Origin of the sequence: Corynebacterium pilbarense, from assembly GCF_026930265.1 — a bacterium.
Classification (GTDB): Bacteria; Actinomycetota; Actinomycetes; order Mycobacteriales; family Mycobacteriaceae; genus Corynebacterium; species Corynebacterium pilbarense.
Map to the genome: position 1 here is coordinate 65,344 of NZ_JANRML010000007.1, position 18,871 is coordinate 84,214.

21 protein-coding genes are annotated in these 18,871 nt (G+C 66.0%); 11 read left to right on the forward strand and 10 right to left on the reverse strand.

The genetic code is table 11. The features are described from left to right. The first annotated feature begins 73 nt into the window (after positions 1-73). Both pth (NUW87_RS06905) and NUW87_RS06910 read left to right on the forward strand, forming a co-directional pair. Positions 74-625: an aminoacyl-tRNA hydrolase gene (pth, locus tag NUW87_RS06905; RefSeq protein WP_269027816.1), complete on the forward strand. Its 552-nt coding sequence runs from the start codon at positions 74-76 to the stop codon at positions 623-625. A 5-nt stretch (positions 626-630) separates the two neighbouring features. Then, the gene (locus NUW87_RS06910) at positions 631-1,425 is read left to right on the forward strand and encodes a fumarylacetoacetate hydrolase family protein (protein WP_269027817.1); all 795 of its coding nucleotides are present in this window, start codon (positions 631-633) and stop codon (positions 1,423-1,425) included. On the opposite strand, the gene NUW87_RS06915 is transcribed toward NUW87_RS06910, so the two are convergent. Together NUW87_RS06915 and NUW87_RS06920 are read right to left on the reverse strand one after the other, a co-directional pair. After that, positions 1,422-1,694 carry a hypothetical protein gene (locus NUW87_RS06915; protein WP_269027818.1) on the reverse strand — a complete coding sequence of 91 codons (273 nt, stop codon included), beginning with the start codon at positions 1,692-1,694 and terminating at the stop codon, positions 1,422-1,424. The genes NUW87_RS06910 and NUW87_RS06915 overlap by 4 nt on opposite strands. Positions 1,695-1,696: 2 nt before the next feature. Further along, positions 1,697-2,590 carry an NAD(P)H-dependent flavin oxidoreductase gene (locus NUW87_RS06920; RefSeq protein WP_269027819.1) on the reverse strand — a complete coding sequence of 298 codons (894 nt, stop codon included), beginning with the start codon at positions 2,588-2,590 and terminating at the stop codon, positions 1,697-1,699. 16 nt (positions 2,591-2,606) lie between these two features. Between NUW87_RS06920 and pth (NUW87_RS06925) the strand changes: the two genes are divergently transcribed. Both pth (NUW87_RS06925) and NUW87_RS06930 read left to right on the forward strand, forming a co-directional pair. Beyond that, positions 2,607-3,185 (forward strand): aminoacyl-tRNA hydrolase, encoded by a 579-nt coding sequence (gene pth / locus NUW87_RS06925; protein WP_269027820.1) that lies wholly within the window; start codon positions 2,607-2,609, stop codon positions 3,183-3,185. Between the two features lie 10 nt (positions 3,186-3,195). Beyond that, a complete protein-coding gene (locus NUW87_RS06930) occupies positions 3,196-3,765 on the forward strand; it encodes a DUF6891 domain-containing protein (protein WP_269027821.1) in 570 nt (189 codons plus the stop codon). Here the strand turns inward: NUW87_RS06930 and NUW87_RS06935 are convergent. After that, complete coding sequence (locus tag NUW87_RS06935; RefSeq protein WP_269027822.1) at positions 3,762-4,301, reverse strand: NADPH-dependent FMN reductase; 540 nt, start codon at positions 4,299-4,301, stop codon at positions 3,762-3,764. The two genes, NUW87_RS06930 and NUW87_RS06935, sit on opposite strands and share 4 nt — an antisense overlap. 47 nt (positions 4,302-4,348) lie before the next feature. Here NUW87_RS06935 and NUW87_RS06940 point away from each other — a divergent pair, with 47 nt between their 5' ends. After that, positions 4,349-5,980 carry a peptide chain release factor 3 gene (locus tag NUW87_RS06940; RefSeq protein WP_269027823.1) on the forward strand — a complete coding sequence of 544 codons (1,632 nt, stop codon included), beginning with the start codon at positions 4,349-4,351 and terminating at the stop codon, positions 5,978-5,980. Here NUW87_RS06940 and NUW87_RS06945 read toward each other — a convergent pair. The 4 genes from NUW87_RS06945 to NUW87_RS06960 are packed head-to-tail and all read right to left on the reverse strand — an operon-like array spanning position 5,977 to position 9,940. Then, a complete protein-coding gene (locus NUW87_RS06945; protein ID WP_239217320.1) occupies positions 5,977-6,849 on the reverse strand; it encodes a patatin-like phospholipase family protein in 873 nt (290 codons plus the stop codon). The genes NUW87_RS06940 and NUW87_RS06945 overlap by 4 nt on opposite strands. Continuing rightward, positions 6,846-7,523: a dethiobiotin synthase gene (gene bioD / locus NUW87_RS06950; RefSeq protein ID WP_239217321.1), complete on the reverse strand. Its 678-nt coding sequence runs from the start codon at positions 7,521-7,523 to the stop codon at positions 6,846-6,848. The genes NUW87_RS06945 and bioD overlap by 4 nt, the downstream gene beginning before the upstream one ends. Continuing rightward, entirely contained in the window at positions 7,520-8,785 is a 1,266-nt protein-coding gene (locus NUW87_RS06955) for an adenosylmethionine--8-amino-7-oxononanoate transaminase (RefSeq protein ID WP_269027824.1), read from the reverse strand. Before NUW87_RS06955 ends, bioD begins: the two co-directional genes overlap by 4 nt. Before the next feature lie 42 nt (positions 8,786-8,827). Then, entirely contained in the window at positions 8,828-9,940 is a 1,113-nt protein-coding gene (locus NUW87_RS06960; RefSeq protein ID WP_269027825.1) for a YihY/virulence factor BrkB family protein, read from the reverse strand. Positions 9,941-10,057: 117 nt separating this feature from the next. Between NUW87_RS06960 and NUW87_RS06965 the strand changes: the two genes are divergently transcribed. Beyond that, on the forward strand, positions 10,058-10,450 hold the full coding sequence (locus NUW87_RS06965; RefSeq protein ID WP_269027826.1) for a hypothetical protein: 393 nt from the start codon (positions 10,058-10,060) through the stop codon (positions 10,448-10,450). Here the strand turns inward: NUW87_RS06965 and NUW87_RS06970 are convergent, their stop codons facing one another. Continuing rightward, the gene (locus tag NUW87_RS06970) at positions 10,451-11,956 is read right to left on the reverse strand and encodes a DASS family sodium-coupled anion symporter (protein ID WP_269027827.1); all 1,506 of its coding nucleotides are present in this window, start codon (positions 11,954-11,956) and stop codon (positions 10,451-10,453) included. It lies immediately after the preceding gene. 114 nt (positions 11,957-12,070) lie between these two features. Between NUW87_RS06970 and NUW87_RS06975 the strand changes: the two genes are divergently transcribed. The 4 genes from NUW87_RS06975 (at position 12,071) to NUW87_RS06990 (ending at position 16,494) form a co-directional block, all read left to right on the forward strand. After that, positions 12,071-12,256, forward strand: coding sequence for a hypothetical protein (locus NUW87_RS06975; protein ID WP_269027828.1), 186 nt, complete (start codon positions 12,071-12,073; stop codon positions 12,254-12,256). Continuing rightward, positions 12,253-13,458: a peptidase T gene (gene pepT, locus NUW87_RS06980; protein WP_269027829.1), complete on the forward strand. Its 1,206-nt coding sequence runs from the start codon at positions 12,253-12,255 to the stop codon at positions 13,456-13,458. The genes NUW87_RS06975 and pepT overlap by 4 nt, the downstream gene beginning before the upstream one ends. A gap of 85 nt (positions 13,459-13,543) precedes the next feature. Continuing rightward, positions 13,544-15,901, forward strand: coding sequence for an MMPL family transporter (locus tag NUW87_RS06985; RefSeq protein ID WP_269027830.1), 2,358 nt, complete (start codon positions 13,544-13,546; stop codon positions 15,899-15,901). Between the two features lie 2 nt (positions 15,902-15,903). Continuing rightward, on the forward strand, positions 15,904-16,494 hold the full coding sequence (locus tag NUW87_RS06990; RefSeq protein ID WP_269027831.1) for a TetR family transcriptional regulator: 591 nt from the start codon (positions 15,904-15,906) through the stop codon (positions 16,492-16,494). Here the strand turns inward: NUW87_RS06990 and NUW87_RS06995 are convergent. Further along, the gene (locus NUW87_RS06995; RefSeq protein ID WP_269027832.1) at positions 16,491-16,850 is read right to left on the reverse strand and encodes a DUF2200 family protein; all 360 of its coding nucleotides are present in this window, start codon (positions 16,848-16,850) and stop codon (positions 16,491-16,493) included. The genes NUW87_RS06990 and NUW87_RS06995 overlap by 4 nt on opposite strands. A 145-nt stretch (positions 16,851-16,995) precedes the next feature. On the opposite strand from NUW87_RS06995, the gene NUW87_RS07000 reads away from it, so the two are divergent. Next, complete coding sequence (locus tag NUW87_RS07000; protein WP_269027833.1) at positions 16,996-17,793, forward strand: hypothetical protein; 798 nt, start codon at positions 16,996-16,998, stop codon at positions 17,791-17,793. Here NUW87_RS07000 and NUW87_RS07005 read toward each other — a convergent pair. Then, the gene (locus tag NUW87_RS07005; RefSeq protein ID WP_269027834.1) at positions 17,790-18,845 is read right to left on the reverse strand and encodes an NAD(P)-dependent alcohol dehydrogenase; all 1,056 of its coding nucleotides are present in this window, start codon (positions 18,843-18,845) and stop codon (positions 17,790-17,792) included. The two genes, NUW87_RS07000 and NUW87_RS07005, sit on opposite strands and share 4 nt — an antisense overlap. Between the last annotated feature and the right edge of the window lie 26 nt (positions 18,846-18,871).

Sequence of the window (18,871 nt, forward strand, 5' to 3'; positions counted from 1 at the left end):
CCTGCTCACCCCGCCCCCGCATTTGCCGCGGCGGCGGGTTTTCCGCATTTTCGGGTGGGTTATCCTCGTGGGCGTGACTATCTTGATCGTCGGTCTTGGCAACCCCGGCCCGCAGTACGCCGCCACCCGGCACAACGCGGGCGTGTTCGTCGTGGAGGAGCTGCTCGACCGCGCGACCCCCATGCCGGCGCAGCTTGCGGTGCACAAGCGCACGAACACGGAGATCGCCGAGCTTGCGAAGGGGCGTTTGCTTGACGACGACCATGCGGTCATCGCCCGCACCCGGTCTTTCATGAACGTCTCCGGCGGCCCCGTCAAAGCGTTGATGGATTACTTCGGCGTGAAGCCGGCCGATTTGTACGTGGTGCACGACGAGCTGGACTTGGAGCTCGGCGAGGTGAAGCTGCGCCTCGGCGGCGGCGACCACGGGCACAACGGGTTGAAGTCCATCACGAAATCCTTGGGCGGCAAGCCGTACAACAAGGTGGCGGTGGGCATCGGCCGCCCGCCCGGGAGGATGGCGCCGGCGGACTACGTGCTCAAACCATTCAGCGCGAAAGAGCAGGTGGATCTGGCTATCGCATCCGCGGACGCGGCGGATGAGATCATTCGCGCGATAGGCTAGCGCGCATGAAACTTGCCACGATCAGGACAGGAAGCACCACCACCGCCGCCCGCATCATCGACGACAATAGGGCGGTCACGCTGGGCGCGGAGGACGTCGGAAAGCTGCTGCGCGACGGCACGTTCGACGAAGGCGAGGAGATCACTTTCGCCCCGGACGACCTCGCGCCGGTGATCCCGCGGCCTGGCAAGATCATTTGCGTCGGCCTGAACTACGCCAAGCACATCGCGGAGATGGGCCACGAGCAGCCGGACGTGCCCACCTTGTTTATCAAGTACCCGGAGGCCCTCATCGGCGCCTACGACGACGCCGAGGTGCCCAGCTTCAACGCCGACACGCTCGATTTCGAGGGCGAGCTCGCGGTCATCGTCGGCACCCGCGCCCGCCACGTCACAGACGGCGCGGAGCACATCGCGGGCTACTCGGTGATCAACGACTACACCCAGCGCCACTTTCAAAAGCGCACGCAGCAGTGGCACCAGGGCAAATCGCTGGAAAAGACCGCCGGCTTCGGCCCGTGGCTGGACACCGAGTGGCAGCCGGGCCCTGCGATCACCACCACCGTCAACGGCGAGGTGATGCAGCACGCCCCCACCGACGATTTGGTGTTCACGCCGGCGAAGCTGGTGGAGTTCATCTCGCACCTCTACCCGCTCGAGCCCGGCGACGTCATCGCCACCGGCACCCCCGCCGGCGTGGGCCACGCCCGCGAGCCGAAGCGCTACCTCGCTAACGGCGACACGGTGCGCGTGGAAATCGAAGGCCTCGGCGCGATCGAGAACACCACGCGGGTGTACTAGACGCCCAAGCGGTCCAGCAGGCGGACCTCAGCCTCGGCGATCATCTGCAGCGGGAACAGTAGGATCGCCAGCGGCAACGCGCTGAGCATGACCCCACCGAATTTCTCGGTCGGATGCCTGTCCGCGCCGCCGTTGATCTGGTCGAGCCCGTTCATCAGGTTGGTCATGAGGAAGCTGTACAGCCCCCACGAGCTGCCGCTGTACGCGCGGTCGCTTTCAGCAGGCGCGCCGGCGGTTGCGGTGGCAATGGCGATCCTGGAAAGTTTCATACCTAAAACATCGCCCCGGCCGGCGAGGGCGTTAGCATCCGCTCGATCTCGCGCGCTGGTGCGGCCATGAGCTCGCCGCGGTCCGCGCCGACGAGGCAGTAATCGTTGTCCCTGGTCATGGGGCGCAGGTATGGGTAGGTCGGCGGCAGGTCCGAGTGCTCGCGGGTGAACGCGGTTTCCACCCCGCTCGCCCACCGTCCGGAAAACGCGCGCGAGACCACCGCGGGCGCGTCCGTGCGCAGCAGGTCGCGGTTGCGCGCGCTGGTGCCGGCTTCGTCGGCGAGCAAGAACGCGGTGCCGCAAGCGACAGGGACTCCAAGCTTTTCGACGTCCTCCGGTCCCCGCACCCCACCCGCCGCGATCACCGGTCCGTCCGCGAGCGTGAGAAGCTCTTCTAACGGGCGCTGATCGGGATCGTCGTGCTGGTCCCAGGTTGCGCGGTGGCCGCCAGCGCGCGGGCCCTGAACGATCACGCCGTCGACGCCCCTGCGCTGGGCCTCGGCGATCTCGGCCGGGTTAGTCACCGTCGCCCACGCCTCCGACCCCGCCGCGTGCAGCTGGGCGATCTCGTCTTCGGTGAAGCAGCCGAACGTCGACGAGACCACGGCCGGCGCGGCATCGAGCACGAGCGCGAACTTCTCGGCGTAATCGGAGGAGACGTCGGGGACTTTTTGGTGGAGGCGGCGGGCGACCGTGAGGACGTCGTCAGGCAAAGGCTCGCGCTGCGGCACAAACAGGTTGGCGCCGAAGGGAGGCTCGCACGCGGCGAGCCACTCGCGGGCCTGGGTGAGGGTGCAGGTGCCGAGTGCGATGAACCCGAAGCTCACCGCGTTGACGAGCGCGGGCGTGGACGGCCCGCCGGCCATGGGCGCTGCGACTACACGTGGAAAGTCCATGGCTAAAGTATGCGTCATGTTCGGATTCTTCAGGCGCAAACGCACCCCCAAGCTGGAGGCGGAGTGGCTCGTGGTGGGGCTGGGCAACCCAGGTGCGAAATACGCCGCCACCAGGCACAACGTGGGGTACATGGCGCTCGACGAGCTCGCCGGCCAGCTCAAGCCGGTGCCCGGCATCAAAGCGCATGTGCAGGTGCGCGATGGCGTGGCTTACGCCCGGTCCACGACGTACATGAACACCACCGGCGAGGCCGTCGGCCCGCTGGCCCAGTCGCTGGGGGTTGCGCCGGAGCGCATCATCGTGGTGCACGACGAGCTGGACCTGCCCGCTGGGAAAGTACGCGTGAAACTCGGCGGCAACGAAAACGGCCACAACGGGCTGAAATCCATCACCGAGCACCTGGGCACCCGCGACTACCTGCGTGTGCGGATGGGCATCGGGCGCCCGCCGAAAGGTGTGGCGGTGCCGGACTGGGTGCTCTCCCCCATCGAGAGCGATATTTCCGCCCAGGTCGCGCTCGCCGCCGAGGCCGTGCAGTTGATTGTCAGCGAAGGCCTAGGCAAAGCGCAGAACGTGATCCACGCAACACGGTAGGTTGTGGGGCATGACCCGCCATGCCATGTTCGACAGCAAATTCCCGCCCGCAGAGGGCCTTTACGAACCCGACGAGACCACCAGCGAAATCTGCCTGCAGCTTTGCCACGGCTGGAGCGCAGACATGATCACCGCCGGGCTGGAGGACGACGGGGTCCCCGTGTCCGTCTTCGAGGAGGTCCGGGACGAATACGCCCGACTCGTCCCCGAAGCCTCCGAGGACGCCAAACGCATCGACGCGCTGCGCGACGCCCTGGCCAAGCGCGATCTCGCCTTCTCCTTCGACGAGGGGTACGACATGGGCGAGGCCGCCGAAGACGGCGCCGATGTCGCCCGCGAAGACGCGCGGAAAGGCTACGCCTACTGCACCATGCAGGACGTCGACAGCGTCATCCACACCGGCGAACTCCTATTCGGCTTCAGCTCCCTGGACAACCCCGGCGACGAATCTGATGCGGAGATCGGCCAGGCGGTCGTCGACGCGCTCGAAGAGGTCGGCTTGTCGCCTGAGTGGAACGGCTCGCACACGGCGCGCATTGAGTGCAGCGGCCTGAAGTTCGAGCTCCCGCTGGCGGACTAGCCCAGCTCGGCCTCCAGGTCATCCAGCGCGCGCGTGAGCGCCGCCTGCTTGTGCTCGCGCGGGGCGAGCTCGCCATCCTCGACGTCCTCGCCGAAAATGTTCAGCGCCACCTGGTTGCGGATGCCGCGCATGGGCAGGTTCGCCACAATCTGGCGCCAGTGCTCCACCGCGCGCACGCCGCCGTCGGCGCCGTAGCCCACGAACGCCACGGGCTTGCCGGCCCACTCGCCGAAGAGCGAGTCGAAGGCGTTTTTCATCGTGCCCGGGATGGAGTGGTTGTACTCGGGCGTGACAAAGACGTAGCCGTCGCAGGCGTCCACCGCCTCGGACCAGCGGGTTACCACCGGGTCGTTGTACTGCTTGTTCGCCGCGCCAGGCACGACCTCCGCAACCAGGTGCGGCACGTCGAAATCGGCCAGGTCGAGCAGGCGGTAGTCGACGTCGCGCTTGGCGGCGGCGTCCATCACCCAGGCGCCGATATGCTCGCCGATGCGGCCAGAGCGTACAGATCCAAGAAACACTCCGATTGTTGTCATGGACACGACTGTACTTGGCCGAAGGTGCGTCGATAAGCTAGCTGCTTATGAGTACCGTTTCCGAGGCCGCGCGCCGCCGCACATTCGCCGTCATCGCCCACCCGGACGCCGGTAAGTCGACGATTACGGAGGCGCTGGCGCTGCACGCGCACGTGATTTCGGAGGCCGGAGCGGTGCACGGCAAGGGCAACCGCAAGTCCACCGTGTCGGACTGGATGGAGATGGAAAAGGACCGCGGCATTTCCGTCGCGTCCTCGGCGCTGCAGTTCGAGTACGCCCCTGACGGTCACGAGGGCGAGCCGTACGTGGTCAACTTGGTGGACACGCCGGGCCACGCGGACTTCTCCGAGGACACCTACCGCGTGCTTTCCGCTGTCGATGCCGCGGTCATGCTTATCGACGCAGCCAAGGGCCTCGAGCCGCAAACCCTGAAACTGTTCCGCGTGTGCAAGGCCCGGGGTTTGCCGATTGTCACCGTGATCAACAAGTGGGACCGCGTGGGCCGCGAGCCGCTCGAGCTTGTGGACGAGATCGTCTCCGAAATCGACCTGCAGCCGACCCCGCTGTACTGGCCGGTCGGCGAGGCGGGCGATTTCCGCGGGCTGGCGCACGTCTCACGCGACGGCGAGATCGACGGGTATGTGCACTTCACCCGCACCGCCGGCGGCTCCACCATCGCCCCGGAGGAGCACTACTCCCCCGACGAGGCCGCGGGCAAGGAAGGCGACGTGTGGGACACCGCCGTCGAGGAGGCGTCGCTTTTGCTTGAAGACGGCGCCGTGCACGACCAGCAACTCTTCGAGCAGTGCATCACCTCGCCGATCATCTTCGCCTCCGCGATGCTGAACTTCGGCGTGCACCAAATCCTGGACACGCTGTGCGCCATCGCCCCGGCACCTGAGGGCCGCGCCTCGGACCCGAAGGCCATCGAGGCGTCCACCACCGCGATGGACGAACAGCGCGAAGTCGGCGACGACTTCTCCGGCGTGGTGTTCAAGGTCCAGGCCGGCATGGACAAAAACCACCGCGACACCCTGGCATTCATGCGCGTGGTCTCCGGCGAGTTCGACCGCGGCATGCAGGTCACTCACGCGCAGTCCAGCCGGTCGTTTTCGACGAAGTACGCGCTGACGGTGTTCGGCCGCAACCGCGACACGGTGGAAACGGCGTACCCGGGCGACATCATCGGCCTGGTCAACGCCGGCGCTTTGGCACCTGGCGACACGATCTATGCAGGCAAGAAGGTCCAGTTCCCGCCGATGCCGCAGTTCGCGCCGGAGCACTTCCGCACGCTGCGCGCCAAATCGCTGGGCAAGTACAAACAGTTCCGCAAGGCATTGGACCAGCTGGACGCCGAGGGCGTGGTGCAGATTCTGCGCAACGACGCCCGCGGCGACGCCGCCCCGGTGATGGCCGCAGTCGGCCCGATGCAGTTCGAGGTCATGCAGGCGCGCATGGAAAACGAGTACAACGTCGAAACCGTCACCGAGCCGATCCCGTACTCGGTGGCGCGCCGCACCGACGCCGATTCTGCGCCGGAGCTGGGGCGTCAGCGCGGCGTGGAGATCTTCACCCGCACCGACGGCGAGCTCATCGCCCTGTTCGGCGACAAGTGGAAGCTCGCGTTCGTGGAGAAGGAGCACCCGGAGCTGACCATCGAGCCGCTCATCGCGGACTAGCGCTTCGCGGTGAGGAACTCGCGCATCGCGGGCCAGTCGCGCTCAACCTGCGCCTGCCCGGCCGCGTAGTTGGCCCGAAGCTTCTCCGCGTCGAGCTCGGTGGACTCCACTCCCATCGAGTCGGGGAAAAAGATGTAGGCGTTGCCGGCGGCAGCTTCGTCGATAAGCGACTGTTTCGCAGCGTTGTAAATGCCCGGCCGGGCAACCATCGCGTCGGCGACCTTCGGTGTGTTGCGCAGGATGCGGCGCACGGCGCGCTCACGTTTCTGCGGCCCCTTGACGTAATCGCGCGGACGGGTAAGCACCGCGAGGAAGCGCGAGTATCCGGCAGCGCGGGCGGCGTCGATAAGCAAACCGCCCGAGGTGCCCAGCGCACCGTCGACGTAGGGCACGCCGTCGATCTCGCGCATTTTCATCAGTATTGGCAGCGTCGACGACGTTCGCGCGGCAAGGGCGACGTCCTCCAAAGTGCGCAGGTCCTCGCGGTTGAACGCCACCGTCTCCCCTGTGTCGGCGCGCACCGCCTCAACGTGAACCTCCTCGGTGGTCCGGGCAAACGCGTCGAAGTCGAACGGCAGAACGTCCTCGGATTGCTCGTACGCCCACTCACCGTTGATCAGGCCTTTGCCCCGTACAACCGAGCGCCAGCCGCCGAATTTGGGGTTGCCCACGAACTCCGTGAACGCGTTTTCGGAGCGCCACGTGTCGCGGGAGGCGAAGTTCAACGCGTGGACCGAACCGGCGGAAATGCCGCCGACCCAGCCGAATTGGACCTCCTCCGCGATGAGTTTTTCCACCACAGGGGCGGTATAGGAGTTGCGGGTGCCTCCGCCTTCGAAAATGAGGGCGGTGTCGCGGGCGTCGATCATGCCCGCGAGCCTACGCGCACGGCCTCTCCGATCGCGTCCCAGGCGGCCTCCGCAAATTCGGCCGTGCCGAGGCGCCCGCAGCCTTCCGGCAGGTGGCCCCAGTAGTCGGCTCCGGTGACTTCCGGCAGCTCTTCGACGTTGAGGCGCGTGGGCAGGTCCGGGTTATCGGGCATACTGCCGCCGATGAGCCCCAGCACCTCCAGGCCCATCGCGCGGGCGTGGACGCAGGTCAGCTCCGCGAGGTTCAGGCTGCCCAGCCCCAGTGAGGTGACCACCACGAGCGGCGCGCCTGTGGCTTTGGCGATGTCGGCGAGGGTGTAGTCGTCTGCAAGCCGCACCAGCAGCCCGCCGGCGCCTTCCACCAGCACAACGCGATCCGGGGCGTCGAGGCTGCGCACCCATTCCGCGACCTCGTCCAGGCTAGGGGTCTCGATCCCGGCGCGCCGCGCGGCGAGGTTCGGTGCGAGGGGTTCCGGGTAGCGCCACCGCTCGAACGTCTCAATGCCAGCAAGCTTTGCGACGGCTGACGCATCCCCCTGCCCCGCCTCCTCGCCCGTCTGGATGGGCTTGGCTGCCACCACGTCGACGCCGCGGCGTTTGAGCACGGCGGCGATGGCGGCGGTGGCCACCGTCTTGCCCACGTCGGTGTTGGTGCCGGTCACAGCGATGATCATTTTGTGGCCCCCTTAACTGCTGCCGCGATGCCCCGGCAGATCTGTTCAATCTCGTCCGGGGTACAGATGTACGGCGGCATCGTGTAGATCAGCCGGCCGAATGGGCGAATCCAGACGCCTTCTGCCATGGCGGCTTCGGTGGTTTCGCGCATGGGCGCGTCGTGTTCGAGCTCGACCACGCCGATGGCGCCGAGCACGCGAACATCCGCAACCCCGGGAAGGTCCGCCAGCGGGCGCAGGCCACGCTCGAGCGCCCCTTCGATCCGTACGACCTGGTCGCGCCACTTCCCCTCCGCCACCATGGCAACGGACTCGGCCGCCACCGCGCAGGCGAGTGGGTTGGCCATGAAGGTTGGGCCGTGCATGAGCGCGCGCGGCTTCATCCCCGAGGCGATTTTCTCGGTGGCCAGGGTGGCCGCGAGTGTCATAAACCCGCCGGTCATCGCCTTGCCTACGCACATGATGTCGGGCACGACGCCGTTGTCCAGGGTGGTGAACAGCTGGCCGGTGCGGCCGAACCCGGTGGCGATTTCGTCGGCGATGAGGGGGATGCCGGAGGCGTCGCAAAGCTGGCGTAGCCCCACAAGCAGCTCGGGGTCGTGGAAGCGCATGCCGCCGGCGCCCTGGACCACTGGCTCGACGATCACGCCGGCGATGTCAGCGGTGATAAGCCGCGCGAACTCGTCCAAATACGCCGCATGCTCGGCGGCCGACGCCCCGCGCACCGGCGGCGCGGGGGCAAACACCTGCGGTTTCAGCGCGTCGCCCCACATCGCGTGCATGCCGCCTTGCGGGTCGCACACGCTCATGGTGGCAAACGTGTCGCCGTGGTACCCGGAGCGCCAGGTCAAAAACGTGGTGCGCTCCGGATGCCCCTGCCCGATGGCGTACTGCAGCGCCATCTTCATCGCCACTTCCACCGACACGGACCCGGAGTCGGAGTAGAACACCTGGGAAAATGCGCCGCCGGTCAGCTCCAGCAGGCGTTTCGTCAGCGTCGCCGCTGGTTCGTGGGTGAGACCGCCGAACATGACGTGGCTCATCTTCACAATCTGCGTCTCGGCCGCCGCCACCAGCCGCGGGTTGGAGTGGCCGTGGATGGCGGCCCACCAGGAGGACATGGCGTCGACGAGTACGCGGCCGTCGAAAAGCGTGATGCGCGGGCCCTTAGCGCTTTCGACGGGGTAGGTGAACTGCCCCGGTTCCGCATAGGGGTGCCAGATATGGGCAGCGTCAATGTCGGCGATCTCGCGTGGGTTCATGCACACGAACCCTAGCAGCTCACTGCTAGTTTTGAACGGTGTTCAGGCGCGACTTTCTTCAGCGATTTCGTCGGCTGCCCGGTCAGTCCAGCGCCGCATCTGCAACCGCCCCGCAGCACCCCTGCTGGAACGCGGCGGCGCCTGGATGCAGCGGCGCGAATCCATCCCCGCTTGCAACTCTTTGGCGCGCAGCATCTCGGCGTCGATTTTCACGCCCATCAGCAGCACCACGTTCATCGTCCACACCAGCACCAGCACAGCCAGCACCGTCCCGAACGCGCCGTAAGTGCTACGCACACCGACCAGTTTCAAGTACCAGCCAAAACCGACCCACAGCGCACTGGCTACCACGAGCGCCAGCGCCGAGCCGAGCGTCAGCACCCGGAACCGCCCCGGGCGCACGTTCGGAGTGAAGTGGTAGAGCACGCTAACCAGCGCGACTGCCACCACCGCGATCACGGGGCCGCGCAAGTAGTCCCACACGGGCAAGAAAATCGAGGTGAGGTACTCCAGCTCGTCCTCCAACTGCAGCGGACGTGCGAGGGGCCCGAGGACGGCGTTCACGATGCCGTCGGTAAGCAGCGCACCCAAAATAATCACCACCGCGCCGACCACGAGCACGAGCGTGACCAGCCACATCGTCGCCCACGTGACCACAATCGGTCGGCCTTCAGTGCGGCCGTACATCAGGTTCGCGTTACGCGAAAACGACCGCACGTAGCCCGACGCGGACAGCAGCGAGATCAGCACCGAGACCACGAGGGCAATCGTGCTTTGCGACGGCGTCCCGACAATCGACAACACCAGCGCCAGCGCATCTTCCTGCAACTCCGCAGGCACGTACGAGCGGATCAGTTCCGCGAGCAGTGAATCCGGGGCGTCCTCCTCGCGCGGCATGAGCAGGCTGAAAATGGAATACGACGCAAGCAGTATCGGCGCAACCGACAGCAGCGTGTAGTACGTCATCGCGGCTGCGCGGTCCACCATGGCGTCGTTGGCAAAGTCTGTGACGATGCGGCGCAGCACCGACTTCCAGCCGACGCGCGACAGCCGGGTGCCAAGCGGGGAGGAGTAGTCGTGCGGGGAGACGACCACGTCGCCGGTGCCGTACGGCATGACCAGCTCAGCGCGATAAGAGGTGCCCTTTTCTGCCATGTCAGACACTGTAACCGGGGTGTGCTGCCGAAACTGTGCGCGGGTTCCCAGCGTTTCCAAATCTGTGAACAACTCTACTGCCCAATCACTAGCGGTGGCCCTCTACACTCGGACGGCATGGGACTTCTCAGTCGCGCGCGCCAGCTCCTCGGCCTCGGCCACACTCCGCTGGTGGATTTTCCGGACCGGTTTGAACCTTTGGACGTCGACAAGCTTGAGGTGCACACCGCGAAACTCTCCCCCGACACCGAGGAAAAGATGGTTATCGTGACCACCACGGTCGCCGCGCTCGATCGCATCGCCGCAGGCGGCGCGGTGCAGCTGCGGCACGAAGGCGAGCGCGACGTCACCTTCGTGCCGGTGGACCGCGAAGCCGTGCCGGTGCTGGACCCGAAGCTCGGGTGGATCATTCCGGTAACGCCCGCGACCGCCCAGGAACTCGCTGAATTGCCAAAAGGCCCAGGCGAGCACGAACTTTCCGCGCTGCACCTGGGCCTGATTGTGGAGTAGTTAGAGCAGACCGATCCAGTTCCAGTAGGTCGCCGACAGCAGCAGGATGAGCAGGTAGCCCACAATCGTCAGCGGGATACCGGTGCGCAGGAACTGCTTGGAGGTGAACGCGCCAGTGCCGTAGGCCAGCATGTTCTGCGGCGCGGAGACCGGCAGCAGGAAGCCGAAGCAGATGACGAACTGCTGGATGATAACGAAGCCGATGCCGTTGTTGGGCACGTCCAGGGTGGCCGCCAGCGCGATGAACACCGGGATCAGCGCGGACGCCAGCGAGGTCGCCGAGGCGAACCCCAAGTGGATGAGGATGTTAAACAGGCTCACCAGCGCGATCGTGGCGATGATCGGCATGGAGGCGAGGCCGATGGCGCCGAACGTCGCCTCCGACAGCCAGGTCGCCGCGCCCGTGTCCAGCAGGAACTTACCCAGCGAGATGCCGGCGGCGAAGACGACCAGGGTGCCCCAATTGATGTGTTCCTGGGCGTATTTCCAGTCCATCACGCCGATGATCGGGGTGAGCATGATGCCCACCGCGACGATGGTGATGGTGGCGGAGCTGATCGGGTGCAGCACGCCTTCCGTCGCCCAGAACAGCAGCAGCGCAACGGCAATGGCGGTGAGGCGCTTCTCGGCGCCGGTCATCGGCCCCATCTCTGCAAGCTGCTTCTCGACGAGCTCCCGCCCGCCCTCAATCGCCTCAGCCTCCGGCTTGATCGCCCAGCGCATGATGAAAAACAGCGCGATCGACATCAGCACTGACCACGGCGCGGCCCACAGGAACCACTGGCCCCAGGACACGGTCTGTTCCAGCTGGTCCTCGATGAAACCGACGGCCACCAGGTTCTGCGCCGCGGCGGTCTTGATGCCGACGTTCCAGATGGACACCGCCTGCGTCGCGGTGATCACCAACAGCGCCGCCAGCTTCGACTCCTTGGCCAAGCCGAACGCGGCGACCATACCCATCAGGATCGGCACCACAGCGCCGGCACGCGCCGTCGCGGAGGGGACGAAGAACGCCAGGATGATGGAGATAGCAATCGCGCCGATGACGATGTTGGAGACCTTCTCGCCCGCAGTCTTGAGCACGTAGAGCGCGAGCCTTCGGTGCAGCCCCGTGGCCTGCATGGCCGTGGCCAGCGCGAGCGCCGCACCGACGAGCGCCACCGCGGACGACGAGAAACCGCTCATCGCGATGCTCAAACCCTTGGACGCGCCGACCGCCTGCCCGGTCTCGGGGTCGGTGGCGAAGGTGAGCAGGATCGCGATGAGGCCGACGATGATCACGGCGGAAACCGAGTAGGACACCGCCTCGGTGACCCACATGATCACGGCGAAGGCGAGCATGCCGAGCGCGATTTTCGCCGGCATGGCCAGGCCCGCAATCGGCAGCATCATCACCACCCCGAGTGCCACAAACGCCAAGATGAACGCGATGACCTTGCCGGTGTTGCGTTTCTTTTCCACCGGTTGTTGCTCTGAGTTAGCTGCTGGTGTGACTGCTGTGGTCACTGCGTGCCCCTCCTTGATTCGGTTGTTATATACCTGACGCTAGTCACTCCTATAAAGCCTGCAAAATGGGATGTTCGTACGGTTAGCCGGTGGCGGGGGCGTAGCATCGTCGGCATGAATTTGAGCTCGCAGCTGACCTACAACATGCACCACGGCGCGGAGGATCTGCGCATCATGCTGACCACCGACATCACCAACAGTTTCCTGCCCGCGTCCTGGCAGCAATCACTTTCTGACCTCAGCTTTTCCGTGATCGGCCTGTGGGATTCGATCGTTCGCGGCGTTGGGGTACTGCTGTGACGCAGCAGCGCCTTACCGAGCGTTTCCTGCGGTACGCGCGCACCGAAAGCCAGTCCGACGCCGCCGCGGCGACCGTCCCCTCCACCGACAGCCAGTGGGCGTTCGCGCGGATGCTTGTCCGCGACCTCACGGCCGCCGGCGCCACCGACGTGCATCTGTCGGACACGTGCGTGGTCACGGCGAAGATTCCGGGGGCGGGCGTTGGGCCGTCGATAGGCTTTTGCTCGCATATGGACACGGTGGACGTGAACCTGTCGCCCACCCTGAACCCGCAGGTGACCGAGTACACCGGCGGCGACCTGCGCCTGGGGAGCACCCTGATGCGCGCCGACGAACACCCGGAACGCGCGGCCTACGTCGGGCAGACGATCCTGCACACCGACGGCACGAGCGTGCTCGGCGCCGACGACAAGGCCGGTGTCACCGCGATCATGGAGGCGGTCGCCGCACTCGGCGGCCAGGCGCCCGCGGGCGACGTGTACGTCGCGTTCGTGCCCGACGAGGAGATCGGGCTGCGCGGCGTGCGCACCATCGACTTCGACCGCTTCCCCGTCGACTACGCCTACACCGTCGACGGAGGCGAGCTCGGCGAGGTGGTCGAGGTGACGTTCAACGCCGCAACCGCCACCATCGTGATCCAGGGGGTCAGCGCGCACCCGATGAACGCGAAGGGCAACCTGGTCAACCCGATCACGCTCGGCATGGAATTCGCCTCCCAGCTTGACCCGCTGGAGACACTCGAGCACACCGAGGGCCGCGAGGGCTACATCTGGTGCAACCACATCGAGGGCAACCAGTCCACCTGCACGCTGAGCCTGAGCATCCGCGACCACGACCGCGCGGGCTACGAGGAGAAGAAAAAGCGGGTGCGCTCGCTTGCCGACGAGCTGGCCCACGCCCACCCCCGCGCCACCGTCACCTGCACCATCGAGGACGTCTACGGCAACATCTCGGACGCGAAAACGCCGGACAACGCGGTGGCCTCGCAGCGCCTGCGTGCGGCGATGGAGCGCCTAGGCATCGCAATCAAGGAGCTGGACATGCGCGGCGGCACCGACGGCGCGTGGCTGTCCAACCAGGGCATTTACACGCCGAACTACTTCACCGGGGCGCACAATTTCCACTCCATCTACGAGTTTCTGCCGGTGCCGTCGCTTGAGCGCTGCTACGAGCTCACGCTCGCACTGATGCGGGGCGAGTAGCCGGAAAAGCGTCGCCGATCTGGGAGTATAAAGAGTATAAATCCGTAATTGCACACGCTACGCAACTTTGCGTACTGTCTGCAACATGTCTGAATTCCTCTACCGGCTCGGCAGCTGGTCATACAAAAAAGTCTGGCCGTTTTTGGCCGTTTGGCTGATCCTTTTGGGCGCCCTCGGTTTCGGCGCCGTGAACTTTGCAAAGTCCCCTAGCCCGACGTTTTCCATGCCTGACATGGACTCCACCGTCACGCAGGAGGAGATGAACGAGCGTTTCGGCACCGACGAGGACGCGATGAGCGTGCCGTCGGGAAGCGTCGTGATCAAGGCGCCGGAAGGCAAGACGCTCAAGGACCCGGAGGTGATGGCTGAGGTCGACGCCATGCTCGACGAGCTCAAGGCCACCGGCGATTTCCGCGAACCCGAGGCTATTGTCAACCCGGTGCTCGCCGCCGGCGGCATGGCCAAGCAGATGGGCGAAGCCAAGGCGGCCCAGGGCATGCCGCAGGAGCAGATCGACGCCGACCTCGCAGCCCTGTCGCCGCTGAGCCCGGACGAAACCACCGGCACCGTGTCCATCACGTTCACCGACGACACAATCATGGACATCCCGGATGAGACCCTGGACGAGGTCGAAAGCATCCTCGAGCGTTACGACGACTCGGACCTCACCGTGAAGTACAACGGCAACGCGTTCAGCAGTGCCGGCGAGATGGACGGCACCTCCGAGCTGATCGGCATGGCCGTCGCCGCGATCGTGCTTTTGGTCACCTTCGGTTCCCTGGTCGCGGCGGGCCTGCCGCTGATCGCCGCGGTCGTCGGCGTGGGCGTGGGCATCCTCGGCGTGCAGATGGGCACCCTGTTCACCGACTCGATCTCGGATATGACCCCGACGCTGGCGTCCATGATCGGGCTTGCCGTGGGCATCGACTACTCCCTGTTCATCGTCGCCCGTTTCCGCAACGAGCTGATCTCGTCGTCAGGCCTCAATGACCTCACGCCGAAGGAGCTGGCGCAAGAACTGAAGAAGATGGACAAGGCGAAGCGCGCCCACGCCATGGGCATGGCGCTGGGCACCGCGGGCGGTTCCGTCGTCTTCGCGGGCACGACGGTGCTCATCGCGCTTGCGGCCCTGTCGATCATCCGCATCCCGTTCCTCACCACCATGGCGCTGGCCGCCGCGGCGACGGTCGCCATCGCGGTCCTGGTGGCGCTGACGTTCCTGCCGTCGCTGCTCGGCCTGTTGGGCACACGCGCGTTCGCGATCCGCATCCCCGGCCCGAAGGTGCCGGACCCGGAGGACGAAAAACCGACCATGGGCCTGCTCTGGGCCCGCCAGATCCGTAAGCGCCCCTGGCTGAACCTCATCGCCGGTGTGCTGCTGCTGGGCATCCTCGCTATCCCCGCCGCCAACCTGCGCCTGGCCATGCCGACCGACGGCACCGCGAAGCTCGGCTCCCCGCAGCGCGAAGCGTACGAGCTTATCGACGACGCCTTCGGCCACGGCCGCAACGCCCCCATGATCGCGTACGTGGACACCGCCAACGTCGCCGAGCAGGACCGCATGGGCGTCTACCAGACGCTGCTGCAGGACTTCGCCGGCACCGAAGGCGTGGTCAACGCGCAAATCGTGCAGACCACCGAGAACTTCGACGCCGCCCAGATCCTGATCACGCCGAACTCGGGCGCGACCGACCAGGCCACCACCGACACCCTGGAGCGCCTGCGAGAGTTCAAGCAGCCCTTCGAGGACGAAACCGGCGCCACGTTCGGCATCACCGGCATCACGCCGATCTTCGACGACATCTCGCAGATGCTTTCCGACGTGCTGGTGCCCTACATCGCCATCGTCTTGGGGCTCGCGTTCATCGTGCTGATGCTGGTGTTCCGTTCCTTCTGGGTGCCGCTGATCGCCGCGCTCGGCTTCGGCCTGTCCATGGCGGCGACCTTCGGCGTGACCGTGGCCATCTTCCAGGAGGGCATGTTCGGGCTCATCGAGGACCCGCAGCCGCTGCTGTCCTTCCTGCCCATCATGCTCATCGGCCTGACCTTCGGTCTGGCCATGGACTACCAGGTCTTCTTGGTCACCCGCATGCGCGAGGGCTACGTCTCCCGCGGCAAGACCGCCGGAAACGCGGTGGCCAACGGCTACAAGCACGGCGCGCGCGTGGTCACCGCGGCCGCATTGATCATGATCTCGGTGTTCGCGGCGTTCGTGCTCATCGACGAGCCGTTCATCAAGGCCATGGGCTTCGCGCTCGCCGCAGGCGTGCTTATCGACGCATTCGTGGTCCGCATGACCCTCATCCCGGCCACGATGTACCTGCTCGGCGACCGCGCGTGGAAGATCCCCGGCTGGCTAGACAAGGCGCTGCCGAACCTGGACATCGAGGGCGAGAAGCTGCACCAGTCGCAGTCGCAGCAGTCTGAGCCGGTTACGGTGTAGCCATGAGCCTGCGCGAAGAGAAGAAGGCGGCGACCCGGCGCGCCATCTCGGAGGCGACCGCGGCCCTGCTGCTCGAGGAGGGCACGGCCGCAGCCACTGTCGCGCGGGTTTCCGAGCGCGCGGGCGTGTCGGCGCGGACCTTCCACAATTACTTCGCCGACATCGACGAAGCACTCGAGGAGTTCCTGCGCAAGGTCTTCGCCGCCATCGCCGAGCAGATCGCGGCGCTGCCGGAGGAGCTCTCGGCCGCCGAAGCCATCGAGGCGATCATCATCGACGCGCTCAGGGAGGACGGCTTCGAGCTCTACTCCGCATCCACCCTGGTGCTCCTGAGCGATCGCACCCGCGCTGAATCGGGTACTCCCCCCCCCGCCGAGGAGACGATGCGCGACATCGCGCAGCCGCTGGTCGCGGCTGTGCGCGAGCGCACCCCCGGCGCGACAGCGTTCGACGCGGAGGTACTGCTCAACACCTACGGCATCGCCGGCGCCACCGCGGTGAAGGCCTACTTGGCGCTGCCGGAACCGCGCACGCCCGACGACGGCCGCGCGCTGGTCCGCCGCGCATTCGAGGTGCTGCGCGACATGCGCTAGCCGCGCTTGATGCTGGTGATCTTCTTGCCGCGTGCGAGCTCGTCGACAAGCAAATCCATCTGGCGGATCTTGCGCATGAGGTCCTCTTCGACCTCCTCGACGCGCACGCCGCACACCTTCCCGGTGATCAAGTCGGCGTTCGCGTTGAGCGCGACCGCCTCGAAGAACTCGCGCAGCGTCTTGCCCGACTCGGCTTCCGCTTCCAGCTCCGCCGGCGCAAGGCCGGTGAACCAGCCAAGTATGTCGTCCAGCTCCGCGCGGGTATGCCCCTTGCGCTCCACTTTGGCCAGGTAGTTGTTGTAAATGTCGCCGAACGGGTAGGCGTAAACCCGCTCCAGCTTCGCTTGTTCATCCATGCCCGCCACCCTATCGCCTACCGCGGTTCCCTCGCCGTTGCGCATTTTCATGGACATTCGGGCTCTTGTGCGCGGGGCGTGGGTGGCTTTAGTGTCGTCGATAAGCGGGAGCAGGGGGCTGCCGCACGACACCTAGGGGGGACCCATGCGATTTGACACCTACGAGCTGTATTACCTGGACACCTACGACGAAGAGGCCGCGGATCTTGCCGACGACCTCGGGATCGAGCAAGACGACCCATACTTCGACGAGGACATAGCCTGCCACCTCGACGCCGACTACGTCATCGACACCGGCCTGAAGGTCGCGGTGATCGTGCACGACATCGACTCGCACGAGGTCGAACTCGCCATGCTGCAGCCCGGCAGTCCGCAAGCGCCCGAGTGGTACACGCCGGAGGACGCCGCGAACGTCGTCGCCGAGCTGGGCCGCATCCTCGTCGCGCTCGACGACAAGACCGTGAAAATCGTCGACCCGCAGGATCCCGCGTTCGCGCTGAAGCGCCGCGCGTCGTTCGAGGCGGAGGACATGTCCACCGCGACACTCGCGATGGTGCAGAACTCGCAGGACAACGCGCTCTACACCACGTTTTGCATCGAGTTTCGCCCGAACATGAACTCCGATTTCACGTTCCCGGTCGCGGTGTTCGCGTTCGACCCGCGCGAGGGCAAGCTTTCGGGGCACATGCTCATCGACGACAACCCGTTCGCCCCACCCACCTTCAACCGCGCACAGAAGAAAATCGTGGCGCGCAGAATCAACGACATCCTGGAATCCATCCACACGGCCATGCACGAAGAGCGCACGATCAGCCCGTTCAAGGACCTCGGCCCGCAGTTCCGCTCCGAGGGCCTGCCGTCGATGGAGGCGGTGGACACCCACCACGCCATCGACCAGGCGCTGGAGTACCTCGAGCAGTGGTGGGGCGAGCGGGCGTCCTAGAAACGCTCGTTGGGCACGATGATCGCGCGGCCGGCGACTTGGCCGTCAACGAGTTTCTGGTAGGCATTTAGGCCCTCATCCAGCGAGTACGTGGTGTACTGCGGCTCCAGGTGGCCTTGCTGCAGCAGCGCGACCAGCTCGCCGAGCTCCGGCAGTGTGCCCCAGTAGGTCTTCACCAGCTCGGCCTCGTACGGCTCCTTGTACCACTGCCAGCCGTAATCGCTGCCCGCGGCACCGAGGCCGACGATGGACACGCGGCCCTGAGTGGCCACAGACTTCATCGCGGTCTCCACCGTGGGGCCAATGCCGACCATGTCGAAGACGGCGTCCACTCCCCGCCCGCCAGTGAGCTCGCGGACCTTCGCTGCCTGGTCGTCGCCGGAGGCCACAGTCACCGCACCGTATTTCTCAGCTGTACGCAGCGCTTCTTCCTTCGTGTCAATGGCGATGATCGTCGCGCCGGTCATGGCTTTGAGGATCTGCACCGCCAACAACCCGAGCCCACCAAGGCCGATCACCAGCGCCGACGAGCCCGCCTTGTTCAGCTTCGGCAACGCCAGCTTGATTGCGTGGTACGGGGTCAAACCGGCATCGGCGAGCGCGGAGGCCTTCACTGGGTCCGCATCTCCCAGCGGCACGAGGTTGCGCGCCGGCACGACGACGTACTCCGCCATGCCTCCGTCACGACCCAAGCCAATGCCCAGGTAGCCGACCTGGGCGACGTTTTCGCAGAACGTGTCCTGGCCGATCATGCAGAACCGGCAGTAGCCGCAGCCGACCGGGCCGTAGACCACGTACGCGGCGCCGCGCTCGATTCCGTCGACGCCCTCGCCGATCTCGTCCGCCCAGCCTGCGACTTCGTGGCCGAGTGTGAATTGCGGCGCGCACAACGGGTTTGTGCCCTCGACAAAGTCGTTGAACACGGCGACGTCGGAGTGGCATGCGCCCGACGCGGCGACTTTCAGCACTACCTCGCCGGGGCCAGCGACAGGCTTGTCAATGTCAACGATCTGCGGAAACGTTTGGTAGTCGGTGTAGCGGATGGCCTTCATGGGGTGGGGCTCCTTTGGTCGTCGAT